Genomic DNA, 13,587 nt, shown 5'->3' with positions numbered 1-13,587 from the left:
AATGTAAGCCGCCCCTACTCCTGTTCCGGCACCAGAATCTCGCGCTTGCCCACATGGTTCGCCGGGCTGACCAGACCCTCGTCCTCCATCTGCTCGACCAGGCGCGCGGCCTTGTTGTAGCCGATCGCCAGCTTGCGCTGGATATAGGAGGTGGAGCATTTGCGGTCCTTGATCACGATCTGCACCGCAGTGTCATAGAGCGCGTCCTCCATGTCGGTATTGCCGCCGGTGGACAGGCCCAGCACCGCGTCGATGGTGTCGGCCTTTTCCTCGTCGGGGCCATCCAGCACCTTGCCGACGTAATCGGGCGGGCCGAACTGTTTCAGGTGCGTCACCACCTCTTCGACCTCCTCGTCGGAGACAAAGGGACCGTGGCAGCGGATGATCTTGGCCCCGCCGGCCATGTAGAGCATGTCGCCCATGCCGAGAAGCTGTTCGGCGCCCTGCTCGCCCAAGATGGTGCGGCTGTCCACCTTGGACGTCACCTGGAACGAGATCCGGGTCGGGAAGTTGGCCTTGATGGTGCCGGTGATGACATCGACCGAGGGGCGCTGGGTGGCCATGATCAGGTGGATGCCGGAGGCACGGGCCATCTGCGCCAGGCGCTGGATGCAGGCCTCGATCTCTTTCCCCGCGACCATCATCAGGTCGGCCATCTCATCGACGATCACCACGATATAGGGCAGCGCCTCGGGCGCGAATTCCTCGGTCTCGAAGATCGGCTCACCGGTCTCGTCGTCGAATCCGGTCTGCACCGTGCGGCTGAACATCTCGCCCTTGGCCAGCGCCTCGCGCACGCGGCCGTTGAAGCCCTCGATGTTGCGCACGCCCATCTTGGACATCTTGCGATAGCGATCCTCCATCTCGCCCACAGTCCATTTCAGCGCGACCACGGCTTTCTTCGGGTCGGTCACAACGGGCGAGAGCAGATGCGGAATGCCGTCATAGACGGAAAGTTCCAGCATCTTGGGGTCGATCATGATCAGCCGGCATTCCTCGGGCGTCAGCTTGTAAAGCAGGCTGAGGATCATGGTGTTGATCGCCACCGATTTGCCCGAGCCGGTGGTCCCGGCGATCAGCAGGTGGGGCATCTTGGCCAGGTTGGCGACCACGGAATCGCCGCCGATGTCCTTGCCCAGCGCCAGCGGCAGACTCATCTTGCTGTCACCGAAATCGCGCGAGGAAAGGATCTCGCGCAGCACCACCTTTTCGCGGTTGTCGTTGGGCAGCTCGATCCCGATGACGCTGCGGCCCGGCACGGTGGACACCCGCGCCGACAGCGCCGACATGGACCGCGCGATATCGTCGGCCAGACCGATCACCCGGCTGGCCTTGAGGCCCGGCGCCGGCTCCAGCTCGTACATGGTCACGACCGGACCGGGGCGGACCGAAACGATCTCGCCCTTGACGCCATAGTCGTCCAGCACGTTTTCCAGCATCCGGGCGTTTTCCTCCAGCGCCTCGTCGCTGAGGTACTGACGTTCGATATTGGATGGATTGGTCAGCAGACCCAGCGGCGGCAGCTCGAACTCCACCTGCGACTCGTCAAAGGCCAGCGCCGGCTGCACCTCTTCCTGGGCGCGGCGCGACGGCGCCGGCGCCTTTCTCGGCGCGTTCTGGACCACCTTGCGCGGCTCGGCGACCGGCACCTGCGGCGCGGCGGGTTTCGACGCCCGCAGCGGCAGCGCCGGATCCGCGGCCCGCTGTGCCGGTTCGGCCAGGGCGGCGGCCTGCGCCGGCTCGCCCGGGTCGCGGACCGCTGTCGCGGACAGGCCGTTTTCGACCACCATCGGCTCCGACAGCGGGACATGCGCCGCCGGGGCGGTCAGCGGCGGCTCGGGCGGCAGCCCGGCCTGGGCGCCTGTCACCGGCGGCTCGGGCCGCAACTCCATGCCGCGCTCGCCGCTCAGCAGCAGTGGATCGGGGCCGCGCCCGCGTCCCTTGGTCAGCGGCCGCGTGGGGTCGTCCACCGGCACGCCGGCGGGTTCGCTCCGCGTCCGGGCGCGGATCGCGTCGGCGATCTTGGCGCGAATGCGGTCATCGCCCGGCATGACCTGATCCGGCGCGACCGAGGCCGGTTCGACCAGTTCGGCCTCGGGCATCGGCTCGGGCCGGCGGATCAGCGCCGGCATCCGCGACAGGAACCCGCCGCGTTCCTCGACAGGTTGCGGGGCGGGCTGGAAAGTGGGTTGGAGGGCGGGCTCCGGCGCCTCGATCACCGCACCGTCGGCGGCCCGTTCGGCCAACCCGGCCTCATAAGCCATCTGCGCCTGACGCTCGGCCTCGCGCCGCTCGGCGCGCTGTGCCTGGCGTTCGCGCGCCGCCTGCGCGGCCGCGCCAGCGCCCCGGCCCAGCAGGGTGACAATGGCGCCATAGACCATCACGATGCCGATCATCGCAAAGCGCAGCACACGGGTGACCTCGGGCCGGGTGAAGCCCAGCACATAGGCCCCCAGCGCCAGCATCGTCATCGCGGTCACCAGCGACATCAGCTTGACCGCGAAATGCGAGCCGAGCGGCAGCAAGGTCAGCAGCGCACCCATCACGGTGTCGCCAAAGAGACCGCCCAGGCCGAAGCTATGGGTCGCGCGCCATGCCTCGCCCGGCACCAGCGTCGCGGCATAGACCGCGCCCAGCGCGATGGCGATCGGGGCAAAGATCAGCCGCGACATCGCCCGTTCCTCACCGTGGTGCAGCGCATAGCGCAAACCCCAGGCCACCAGCACCAGCGCGATGCCCCAGCTGCCCTCGCCCACCACCATGAACAGCGGCGCGGCGATCGAGGCGCCCAGGCGCCCCAGCCAGTTCTGCACCGGCGCATCGGTCGAAACCATCCAGTTGGGATCGTCCGGCGTGTAGGAGACGATCATCGCCGCCGCCGCCAGCCCGAGACAGATCAGGACGATCCCGATCAGTTCCTTGCCGCGTTTCTCGATCAGCGCCTGCATGTTGCTGTCCAGCAGAGGATCCCGGCTGCGCGATTGAAATGCCATGCTTACCCTCGGTCCTGCCCGTTCTTATCCATAAAGACAGTCGCGGAGCGTGATCAGCCCGCGCTGCAACTCATCCTTCGGGGCCACCATGGCGACCCTCACGTACCCCTTGCCGGGGTTCTGCCCGTCCACCTCGCGCGCCAGATAGGCGCCGGGCAGTACGCGCACACCGGTCTGCGTCCACACCTTGAGCGCGGCCGCCTCGCCGTCATCCACCGGCAGCCAGAGAAAGAACCCCGCCTCCGGCCCCTGATAGCCCTGCACATCGGCAAAGACCGCATCCGCGATGCGGTATTTCTCCTGATACAGCGCGCGGTTCTCCTCCACATGCGCCTCGTCGGCCCAGACCCGGGCGGCGGCGGCCTGCAACGGCCCCGGCAGCGGCGCGCCGGAATAGGCCCGCAGTGTCTTGATGCGCGCGATGCTCTGCGGCCCGCTGGCGACAAAGCCCGAGCGCAGGCCCGGCAGGTTCGATCGTTTCGACAGCGAATGAAACACGGTCACCCGCTCCGGATCGGCGCCGATGTCCCGCGCCACGCTCAGCGCGCCCGGCGGCGGCGCGTCGCGGTAGATCTCGGAATAGCATTCGTCGGCGAAGATGCGGAAATCGTATTTCTCGGCCAGCCCGATCAGATCGGCCCAGTAATCCCGGCTCGCCACCGCGCCCTGCGGGTTGGCGGGCGAACAGACATAGGCGATCGCGGTGCGGTTCAGCACCTCTTCGGGCAGCGCGCCGAAATCGGGCAGATGCCCCGTGGCGGCGGTGGCGGGCAGAAACACCGGCTCGGCCCCCACCGAAATCGCCGCGATCATGTAGACCTGATAGAACGGGTTGGGGATCAGCACCACCGGACGCTGGCCGTTCTTCGTCTCGGGGCAGAGCGCCATGGCGGCGTTATAGAGCCCCTCGCGCGTGCCGTTCAGCGCCATCACCCCGGTCTCGGGGTCGACGGAAACGCCATAGCGGCGATCCAGCCAGCCCGAGATCGCGGCGCGCAGGGCGGGCGAGCCGTCGTTGGGCGGATAGCTGTTGAACTCCGCCGCGTGCTCCACGATCGTCTCGGTCACCCAGGCGGGAAATTCGTGCTTGGGCTCTCCGATGGTCATATGCACCACATCGCCGCCGGGTTCGTGAGAATCCAGCAGCGCGCGCAGGCGCGGAAACGCATAGGGCGGCAGGTTCGAAAACCGCTCGGGAAAGTCCATCATCTGTGCCTCAAGGTCGGGATCGTTGGCGTCCCGTTTCCTCGAAGGTTACAGGGATGCGCCCCTTGCGTCCAGCCTAAGCCTGTGTGCGGACGGGGAAATGTGGCATTCAGGCCGGCGCATTCAGGGCAATGCCGCCTCGGCCGCCGCGCCCAGCCGCAACAGCGCCTCTTCGGTGTTCGGCGCGGCCAGCAGCTGCACCCCGCAGGAGGGAACGCCGGTGGGCAGGCTCAGCGCGCAAAGCCCCATCAGGTTGCCCACCCGCGTGTTGCGCAGCGTCAGCAGGTTTTCGGTGACATAGTAGTCGGAATCGCTCATCAGCCGGTCTACATCGGGCGGCAGGATCGGCGCGGTGGGGCAGATCACCGCATCATAGCCTGCGGTCGCCCGGGTCCAGGCGGCGCGGGCCGCTTCGAGCTTTTGCCAGGCGGCGACGTAATCGGGCGCCGAAAACTGCTGGCCCGACCGGAACCGGTCGCGGATCTCGCCGAACATGGCATCCGGGTTTGCCTCGATCACGTCGCGCCAGAGGCCATAGGCCTCGCCGGTGAACAGAACCGGCGAAAGCTTATGCGCCTCGGCCAGTTCCGGCACCTCGATCTCGACGATCTCGGCGCCGGCGTCGCGGAACCGCGCCACCGCCTCGTCAAAGGCGCGCGCCGGCGCCTCGCGCAGATCGTCCATCACCAGCGTCTTCAGCACCGCCAGACGCCGCCCCCGGAGCGTCGCGCCGGTCAGATCGGGCGCCCGCCCGCCCTCCATCGCCGCCAGCAGCAGCGCCGCATCCTCGACCGAGCGGGCCAGCGGCCCCACGGTGTCGAACTTCAGGCACAGCGGCACCACCCCCTCCAGCGTCAGCCGTCCCGAGGTGGTCTTCAGCCCCACCAGATCGTTCCAGGCAGACGGGATGCGCACCGAGCCGCCGGTGTCCGAGCCGATCCCGGCCACGGCCAGATTGAACGCCACCGAGGCCGCAGCCCCGGAAGACGACCCGCCCGGCGCACCCTTGGGATCGTTCACATTGGGCGAGGTGGCGGTGATCGGGTTCAGCCCCAGCCCGGAAAAGGCCAGCTCGCTCATATGCGTCTTGCCGAGGCACACCAGCCCCATGGCGGTGGCATTGCGCAAAGCCGGCGCATCCGCCTCCGGCACCCGGCCCTTCAGCAGGGCCGAGCCCGCCTCGGTGACGACCCCCGCGGTATCGAACAGGTCCTTCCAGCTGATCGGAACGCCATCGAGCACCGACAACCGCCGCCCCACCTTCGCCCGCGCCTGGGCCGCCTCGGCCTCGGCCAGCGCGCGGTCATGGGTCACGCGGGCATAGATGCGATCGGTCATCGGGTGCGCGTCGATCGCCTCCAGATAGGTCCGGGTCAGCGCCACCGGGTCGATCTCGCCCCGCCCGATGCCGCGCCCCAGATCGCCCGCCCTCATCGTCAGCCAGTCCTGCATGTCATTCCCCTGTGCATTCGCTGGCGCGACGGTAGCGACAGCGCCGCGCATGGACAATCCCGAAGCGGCAGTCATATTGCGGGGCATGAAAACCGACTCGGATATCCTGATCGTGGGCGGCGGGCTGAACGGCCCCGCGCTGGCCTTGGCGCTGACCCGGACGGGGCAGCGCGTGACCCTGATCGACACCCTGCCCGAGGCGCTGCGCAAGGACGCCGGTTTCGACGGCCGCGCCTATGCGCTGGCGCTGGCCTCGCAACGGCTGCTCAAGGCCATCGGCGTCTGGGACCGGATCGCCGGTGAGGCGCAACCGATGCTCGACATCAAGGTCACCGACGGCCACGCGGGCGCCGGCCCCTCACCCTTCTTTCTGCATTTCGACCATGACGAGATCGAAGAGGGCCCGATGGGCTATATGGTCGAGGACCGCCACCTGCGCCGCGCCTTTCTGGAGGCGCTGGACGAAGAGGCCGGCATCATCCAGGTCGACGGAACCGTCGTGGAACAGAATACCGGCCACAGCGGCGCCGAGGTGGTGCTGGCCGATGGCCGCACGCTCACCGCAAAGCTGCTGATCGGCTGCGACGGGCGCTCCAGCGGCACCGCCCGGCGCGCCGGCATCACCCGCACCGGCTGGGACTATGGCCAGACCGGGCTGGTCTGCGCCATCGAGCACGAGAAACCCCATCACGGCGTCGCGCATCAGTTCTTCATGCCGCCGGGACCGCTGGCGATCCTGCCGCTGACCGGCAACCGCAGCTCCATCGTCTGGAGCGAGCGGACCGCAACCGCCGAAGCGATCAACGCGCTGAGCGATGAGGATTACCTCGCCGCGCTGCGCCCCCGCTTCGGCGATTTTCTGGGCGAGATCAGGTTGGCCGGCAAACGCTGGGCCTATCCGCTGGGGCTGACCGTCGCCAACAGCTTCATCGCCGAGCGGCTGGCGCTGGTCGGCGATGCGGCTCACGGGATGCACCCGATCGCGGGCCAGGGGCTGAACGCCGGTCTGCGCGACGTCGGCGCGCTCGCCGAGGTGCTGGTCCTGGCCGCCCGGCGCGGCGAGGATATGGGCGCCGCCCCGGTGCTGGAGCGTTATCAGCAATGGCGGCGTTTCGACACCGCCACGCTGGCGCTGGCGACCGATGCCTTCAACAAGCTGTTTTCGAACGACAACCCGTTGCTGCGGCTGGGCCGCGACCTGGGTATGGGGCTGGTGGGTTCGGTCCCCGCCCTGCGCCGCGGTTTCCTGCGCGAGGCGGCGGGCCTGACCGGCGATCTGCCGCGCCTGTTGAAGGGCCAGCCGATCTGAAACGAAACGGGCGCCCCGGAAACCCGGCGCGCCCCTGCTTGTTCTCTGCCCAAATACTCCCGCCGGAGGCCGCGCTCCAACGCGGCGCTCTGCTTCAGTCGAGCTTGCGCGCCTCGTCGACCAGCATCACCGGAATGCCGGCGCGGATCGGAAAGGCCAGCCCCGCGGCCTTTGAGATCAGCTCCTGATTTCCGGCGTCATATTCCAGCGTCGTATGGGTCTGCGGACAGATCAGCGCCTCCAGCATCCGGCGGTCAAAGACGGGATGAGACCGGTCCCGATAGGGCTGGGTCTGGGTCTGGGTCATTGAATAGTCTCCTCATTCGATCCGCCGCGCATCGCGAACTCGATCAGCGTGACCAGCGTTTCGCGCCGGGTCTCCAGCGACGGCGCCTCGAGCAGCGCCTGCTTGTCCTCGGGGGTGAAGTCAAGCAGCATCGACAGCGAATTGATCAGCAATTCGTCCTCGGCCTCTTTCAACGTGTCCCAGTCGGCGTTTAACTGGCGCGCCGAAAAGAACCGCCCAAGCAGGTTCAGGAACCGCGCCCGGTCAAAGCCGGGGTCGTGTTCCTCATGGCCCAGGTCGCGCCCGAACCCGTCCCAGGACACCGCGCAACGGCGATAGGGGGTGAACCCCTCGACCTCGTTCAGGATACGGAACCGGCTCATGCCGGTCAGGGTGACCATATAGCGCCCGTCCTCGGTTTCGGAAAACTGGGTGACGCGCCCGGCGCAGCCGATGCTGTGCAGCGCGGCGGGCCGGCCCGGCAACGGGCTGGGCTGGATCATCCCGATCAGCCGCTCGGGCGTTTTCAGCGCATCCTCGAGCATCTGCAGATAGCGCGGCTCGAAGATGTGCAGCGGCAACCGCGACCGGGGCAGCAAAAGCGCCCCGGGCAACGGGAAGACCGAAAGGGTGTCCGGCAGATCGGCGGCTTGCATCATGGCGATGAGTCTAGCCCCGAACGCCGATTAGGCAAATATCATCGAACTCAGCTTGCGGCGACCGTTCAGCACGATGGGATCATTGGGCTTGAGCGCCTCGAAAACGGTAAAGAGCTGCGTCTTGGCCGCCCCGTCGTTCCAGTCACGGTCGCGCCGGAACAGCTCCAGCAGCTGATCCACCGCCTGTTCCACGTCGCCCTGCGCGTGCAGCGCCTTGGCCAGGTCGAACCGGGCCTGGTGGTTATTCGGATCGGCCTCGACCGCAGCCTGAAGCTCGGCCACCGGTCCGGCATCGGCGGCCTGGCGCGCCAGTTCCAGCTGAGCATGGGCCGCCTCAAGCTCGGGCGCGTGGGAAATCTCGGCCGGCGCGCCGTTCAGCACCGCCTCGGCCTGGTCCAGATCGCCGGCGACGATATGGGCGCGCACCAGCCCGCCATAGGCGGCGGCGTGGTTGGGATCCTCGCCCAGGATCGCGGCAAAGGTCTGGGCGGCATCCACCGCGGCGCCCTCGGCCAGCATCTCCTCGGCGGCGGCAACGGCCTCGTCCAGTTGCCCGCCGGGCGACTCACCGCCGGCGGCCTCGATCACCCGGTCAATGAACGCCTTGATCTCGGAGGCGGGCAGCGCCCCCTGAAACCCGTCCACCGGCTGGCCCTGGAAAAAGGCATAGACGGTCGGGATCGACTGGATCTGCAACTGACCGGCCAGCATCTGGGCCTCGTCCACATTGACCTTGACCATCTTCACCGCGCCGCCGGCGGCCTTGACCGCCTCCTCCAGTTGCGGACCCAGAGTCTTGCACGGTCCGCACCACGGTGCCCAGAAATCGACGATGATCGGCACCTCTTTCGAGGCCTCGACCACATCGGCCATGAAGGCGGCCTCGGTTGAGTCCTTGATCAGATCGGCGGCCGGTGCCGCCCCGTTGCCCGAAAGAATATCCATCATTTTCAGCTCTCCGCTGCTGTGTGCTTGCGCCCTATATGAAAGCTGTGGGCGCAGAAACCAAGAGGCAACCAGGGCGCCTTTGCCCGCCGCCGTCTTCGCGCCCCGCGTTCAGAGGTCGAATTCGGCGAAAACCGGGGCGTGGTCGCTGGGCTGCTCCCAACCGCGCGCGGCGCGCAGCACGCGGCTGCCATGCCCGGCGCCGGCGATATCGGGGGTGGCCCAGATGTGATCCAGCCGCCGCCCCTTGTCGGCGTCGTCCCAGTCGCGGGCGCGGTAGGACCACCAGCTGTACAATTTGCCCTCCGGAATGTCCGCCCGGGTGATGTCGACCCATTTTCCGGCCGCCTGCGTCTCGGCCAGCTGCTCCACCTCGACGGGGGTGTGGCTGACCACCTTCAGCAGCTTCTTGTGATCCCAGACGTCATCCTCGCGCGGGGCGATGTTCAGATCGCCCACCAGGATGGATTCGCCGAATTGCTCGGCGCGGAACCAGTCGCGCATTTCGGTCAGGTAATCGAGCTTCTGGCCGAACTTCTCGTTGATCGCGCGGTCCGGCTTGTCGCCGCCAGCCGGGACATAGAAATTGTGAATCACCACCCCGTTCTCCAGCCGCGCGGCGACATGGCGGGCATGGCCGAGACCGGCGAAATCCATGTCGCCCGCGTCCTCGATCGGCAGCCTGGACAGGATCGCCACGCCGTTATAGCCCTTTTGCCCGCGCGCAACCATGTGGGTATACCCAAGCGCGCGAAACGCCTCGGTGGGGATCTTGTCCACCGGGCTCTTGCATTCCTGCAGGCAGAGCACATCCGGCGCCTCGCGCTCCAGCAGCTGGCAGACCAGCCCCTCGCGCAGGCGGACCGAGTTGATGTTCCATGTGGCAAGGGTGAAGGGCATTCCGGAGCTCCTGCTGAGGGGGTTCCGTCTACCTAAGCCCTGCGGCGCCGCGGCTCAAGCGCGCGCTTGGGTGCGACCGGGCAAAGGGCGGGCGGCAAGGGTCAGGCGAGGATGTCATCGCCCAGCGCGCCCAGGCTGGTGTCCAGAACGGTCAGCCTGTCGTCGCCGCCGAAATCGAACAGCACATCGTCGCCCAGCTGCACGGCCAGATCCAAGATCGACGCGGCATCGCCAAGCCGGACGAAGCGGATCGCATCCACATCGTCGGTAAAATCGGTGATCGTGTCGCCGCCGCCGCCGCGTGCAAAGACGAACCGGTCCGCGCCAGCCCCGCCGGTCAGGATGTCGTCGCCGCCCTGCCCCTTCAGCCGGTCCCGGTGGCCGCCGCCGTCAAGGCTGTCGTCGCCGCGCCCGCCCAGCAGCTTGTCGCGCCCGGCGCCGCCCTTGAGCGTATCGGCCCCGCCATTGCCCTTGAGCGTATCCCTGCCGGTGCCGCCGAACAGGCGATCCCTTCCCCCGGCCGCCGTGATCGTGTCGTCACCCGACCGGCCGGCCAGCCGGTTGCCTGCGTCGTCGCCGACCAGCGTGTCGTCGCCGGCAAAGGTCGATGAGGCGACAAAGGGGATCTCGTAGCCGCCGAACAGCCCGATGTAATCGCTGATCGGCGTTCCGTAAGCGTCCCGCAGATCCAGCGTGCCCTCCGAGCGCACCCAGGTCCGCAGCGTGCCGGCGCCCAGCAGATGCGCCCCGGCCAGCAGCCCGCTGGCGGTCAGCAGGATGCCATCGACCACGTGGCCGACCTCTCCGTCCAGGCCGACCGCCCCGATGTAGCGCCACATCAGCGGCATCCAGTCCAGCGCCGCCGCATCCTGCGCCGCGGGCGAGGCGAGAAAATCGTCGGCCGAAAATACGTCCAGCTTGCCGGTGAACCCGCCGCTGAAGTCATTGTCGAAGGCATTGGAGTCGAGATGGACGAACCCCAGATCGACCAGGGCCGCCTCGCCGAACTGATAGGCGCCGAGATAACCCAGCGTATTGACCGCCGTGTAGTCGCCGGAGGATTCGCGCATCCGTAGCGCGCCGAGAAAATCTGAGTAGGATCCGCTCATGGTGCTCATGGTGCCGCCGTCTGAAAACCTCTGGCGGGAGTGCCAGACGAGCCGGGCGATTGAAAGGAAACACTATGGCATTCCGGTGCCGCCCGGCGGGCCGGACCCCGCCACGACAAGCCCGATTGAAAATGAACCGCGCAAAAAAAGACCGGGCGCAAAGGCCCGGCCAAGTCCAACAGGGAGGTGCATGTCATAACCCGGACATGCGCGGGGTAGGTTCAGATAAAAGATACACAGCCAGTGCGTCTTTGATCTGCGTCAATTCCGTTTCCGATCATGCCATCAGGCGATAGCCACCGGACTCTGTCACCAGGATCCGGGCGTTCGACGGGTCCGGCTCGATCTTCTGGCGCAGGCGATAGATATGGGTTTCCAGGGTATGGGTTGTAACCCCCGCGTTGTAGCCCCAGACCTCGTGCAGCAGAATGTCGCGGGGCACCACGCCATCGGTCGCGCGGTACAGGTACTTCAGGATGTTGGTTTCCTTCTCGGTCAGGCGGATCTTGCGGTCCTCATCGGTGATCAGCATCTTCATCGCCGGCTTGAAGGTATAGGGCCCAAGCTGGAACACCGCGTCCTCGCTCTGTTCGTGCTGGCGCAGCTGGGCGCGGATGCGGGCCAGCAGCACCGGAAACTTGAACGGCTTGGAGACATAGTCGTTGGCGCCGGCATCCAGCCCCAGGATGGTGTCGGCGTCGCTGTCATGCCCGGTCAGCATCAGGATCGGCGCCTTGACCCCCTGTTTGCGCATCAGGCGGCACAGCTCGCGCCCGTCGGTATCGGGCAGGCCGACATCGAGGATCACCAGATCGAACAGCGCCTCTTTCGCCCGCTCCATCGCGGCATGTCCGTCGCCGGCCTCGAACACGTCGAAATCCTCGGTCATGACCAGCTGCTCGCTGAGCGCGTCACGCAGGTCCTCGTCGTCGTCCACCAGCAAGATCTTTTTCAACTGCGCCACGGGCGTCCTCCTGTCCGTTGGATCACAGATGCGCCCGACCACGGCCGGGGGCAAGTTTTGCTGCAAACCGCTCACGCTGACGTGTCCGCTGCACGGGATTTGTTTCATATTCCGACAAAACCCCCTAGATAAAACGCAACGAAAGACCGGATCTTGTGACATGAGCCTTCTGCCCGACATCAACGAACTGCTGGCCCGCGCGCGGGCCGATCTGCGGATGGGCGTGCCCGTAATCCTGCAGGGCGAGGACGAAGCGGCGCTGGCTGTGGCGGCCGAAACGCTGACTGCGGCGCGGCTTGCCGATCTGCGCGCGCTGGGGGCGCCGGTGATCGCGATCACCGGACGGCGGGCGGACACGCTGAAGGCGCGCGCCTATGACGGCGATCTGGCGCGGGTGGCGATCCCCGGGGATGCCGATCTTGAGTGGATCCGGGCGGTGGCCGACCCCGCCGACGACCTGATCGCGCCGATGAAGGGGCCGCTGAGCAGCCAGCGCGGCGGCAGCGCGGCGCTGCACCGGCTGGCGATCGCCCTGGCCAAGAGCGCGCGGCTGCTGCCCGCGGTGGTGGTGGTTCCGGTGACCGATGGCGCCGGGTTCGCCGCCGAGTACGGCCTTACCCGGATCATCCACAAGCTCGCCGTGCCGCATCTGGGCGCGCGCAGCCCGCTGAACGAGGTGGTCCACGCCCGCCTGCCGATCGAGGCGTCCGAGGCGGGGCGGCTGCACATCTATCGTCCCGAGGATGGCGCGGAAGAGCATTACGCCATCGAGATCGGCCGCCCCGACCGCGCAAAACCGGTGCTGGCACGGCTGCATTCGGCCTGTTTCACCGGCGACGTGATGGGCAGCCTGAAATGCGATTGCGGCCCGCAGTTGCGCGCCGCGCTGGCGCAGATGGGCGAGGAGGGGGCGGGCATTCTGCTCTATCTCAATCAGGAGGGGCGCGGCATTGGCCTTGCCAACAAGATGCGCGCCTATTCGTTGCAGGATCAGGGTTTCGACACCGTCGAGGCCAATCACCGGCTGGGATTCGAAGATGACGAACGCGATTTCCGCCTGGGCGCGGACATTCTGCGCGCGCTGGGGTTTTCGGCAGTGCGGCTGCTGACCAACAACCCGAAAAAGATCGCGATGATGGAAAAGACCGGAATCGCCGTGGCCGAACGGGTGCCGCTCAAGGTCGGCGAAACCGCCCATAACCGGGGCTACCTTGCGACCAAGGCAAAGAAATCCGGGCATCTGCTGTGACGGCGCATGACATCGTGCTGACCCCCACGGGTGTGCGCTTTGGAGGGCGGCACCTGCCCTGCTCCATCGGCAGGGGCGGCATCACCGCCGACAAGCGCGAGGGCGACGGCGCCACCCCGGCGGGCATCCATCACATCGTCGGGATGCTGTACCGGCCTGACCGGATGCCGCGCCCGGCGGACTGGGCGCAGCCCATCGGACCCCGCGATCTGTGGTCGGACGCCAGCGGCGACGCGGCCTATAACACCTGGGTGCGCGCGCCCTACGGGTGCAGCCACGAGCGGCTGCGGCGGGCCGATCCGCTCTATGATCTGGTGCTGATCACCGACTGGAACTGGCCCGAGGCGCAGCCGGGACGCGGCTCGGCGATCTTTGTGCATCAGTGGCGCCGTCCGGGCTACCCGACCGAGGGGTGCATCGGTTTTTCCCGCGCCGATCTGCGCTGGCTGGCAGGCCGGATCGTGCCCGGCACCCGGGTCATCGTGACCGCGCGCTGAGCGGCGGCGCCGCCGCGC

At 67.5% G+C, this 13,587-nt stretch carries 12 protein-coding genes; 3 read left to right on the top strand and 9 right to left on the bottom strand.

Annotation, left to right across the window (positions count from 1 at the left end; all coding sequences use genetic code 11):
• Window positions 1–14 precede the first annotated feature (14 nt).
• From E1832_RS12655 to E1832_RS12645, 3 genes are all read right to left on the bottom strand, one after another.
• Window positions 15–2,993, bottom strand: a complete 2,979-nt coding sequence (locus tag E1832_RS12655; RefSeq protein ID WP_133360130.1) for a DNA translocase FtsK — start codon at window positions 2,991–2,993, stop codon at window positions 15–17.
• Between the two features lie 24 nt (window positions 2,994–3,017).
• A complete protein-coding gene (locus E1832_RS12650; protein ID WP_133360205.1) occupies window positions 3,018–4,199 on the bottom strand; it encodes an aminotransferase class I/II-fold pyridoxal phosphate-dependent enzyme in 1,182 nt (393 codons plus the stop codon).
• 123 nt (window positions 4,200–4,322) lie between these two features.
• The gene (locus E1832_RS12645) at window positions 4,323–5,651 is read right to left on the bottom strand and encodes an amidase (RefSeq protein WP_133360129.1); all 1,329 of its coding nucleotides are present in this window, start codon (window positions 5,649–5,651) and stop codon (window positions 4,323–4,325) included.
• Between the two features lie 85 nt (window positions 5,652–5,736).
• On the opposite strand from E1832_RS12645, the gene E1832_RS12640 reads away from it, so the two are divergent.
• The gene (locus E1832_RS12640) at window positions 5,737–6,960 is read left to right on the top strand and encodes an FAD-dependent monooxygenase (RefSeq protein WP_133360128.1); all 1,224 of its coding nucleotides are present in this window, start codon (window positions 5,737–5,739) and stop codon (window positions 6,958–6,960) included.
• 94 nt (window positions 6,961–7,054) lie between these two features.
• Here E1832_RS12640 and E1832_RS12635 read toward each other — a convergent pair whose 3' ends face one another.
• The 6 genes from E1832_RS12635 to E1832_RS12610 form a co-directional block, all read right to left on the bottom strand.
• Complete coding sequence (locus E1832_RS12635) at window positions 7,055–7,267, bottom strand: Trm112 family protein (protein WP_133360127.1); 213 nt, start codon at window positions 7,265–7,267, stop codon at window positions 7,055–7,057.
• Entirely contained in the window at window positions 7,264–7,905 is a 642-nt protein-coding gene (locus E1832_RS12630) for an LON peptidase substrate-binding domain-containing protein (RefSeq protein WP_133360126.1), read from the bottom strand. The genes E1832_RS12635 and E1832_RS12630 overlap by 4 nt, the downstream gene beginning before the upstream one ends.
• Window positions 7,906–7,932: 27 nt before the next feature.
• Window positions 7,933–8,850 (bottom strand): tetratricopeptide repeat protein, encoded by a 918-nt coding sequence (locus tag E1832_RS12625; RefSeq protein ID WP_206021052.1) that lies wholly within the window; start codon window positions 8,848–8,850, stop codon window positions 7,933–7,935.
• A 111-nt stretch (window positions 8,851–8,961) separates the two neighbouring features.
• Window positions 8,962–9,750, bottom strand: coding sequence for an exodeoxyribonuclease III (locus tag E1832_RS12620; RefSeq protein WP_133360124.1), 789 nt, complete (start codon window positions 9,748–9,750; stop codon window positions 8,962–8,964).
• Window positions 9,751–9,851: 101 nt separating this feature from the next.
• Window positions 9,852–10,868 (bottom strand): calcium-binding protein, encoded by a 1,017-nt coding sequence (locus E1832_RS12615; protein WP_133360123.1) that lies wholly within the window; start codon window positions 10,866–10,868, stop codon window positions 9,852–9,854.
• Between the two features lie 268 nt (window positions 10,869–11,136).
• Window positions 11,137–11,823 carry a response regulator transcription factor gene (locus E1832_RS12610; protein ID WP_133360122.1) on the bottom strand — a complete coding sequence of 229 codons (687 nt, stop codon included), beginning with the start codon at window positions 11,821–11,823 and terminating at the stop codon, window positions 11,137–11,139.
• A gap of 160 nt (window positions 11,824–11,983) precedes the next feature.
• Here E1832_RS12610 and ribA point away from each other — a divergent pair, with 160 nt between their 5' ends.
• Together ribA and E1832_RS12600 are read left to right on the top strand one after the other, a co-directional pair.
• Window positions 11,984–13,072, top strand: a complete 1,089-nt coding sequence (gene ribA, locus E1832_RS12605) for a GTP cyclohydrolase II (RefSeq protein WP_133360121.1) — start codon at window positions 11,984–11,986, stop codon at window positions 13,070–13,072.
• A complete protein-coding gene (locus E1832_RS12600; RefSeq protein WP_206021051.1) occupies window positions 13,069–13,569 on the top strand; it encodes a L,D-transpeptidase family protein in 501 nt (166 codons plus the stop codon). Before ribA ends, E1832_RS12600 begins: the two co-directional genes overlap by 4 nt.
• Window positions 13,570–13,587 lie beyond the last annotated feature (18 nt).

The sequence above is a fragment of the Antarcticimicrobium luteum genome (genome assembly GCF_004358185.1).
Lineage (GTDB): Bacteria > Pseudomonadota > Alphaproteobacteria > Rhodobacterales > Rhodobacteraceae > Antarcticimicrobium > Antarcticimicrobium luteum.
Note: the sequence above shows the minus strand (reverse complement) of the source record. Positions and strands in the feature narration are given on the sequence as shown.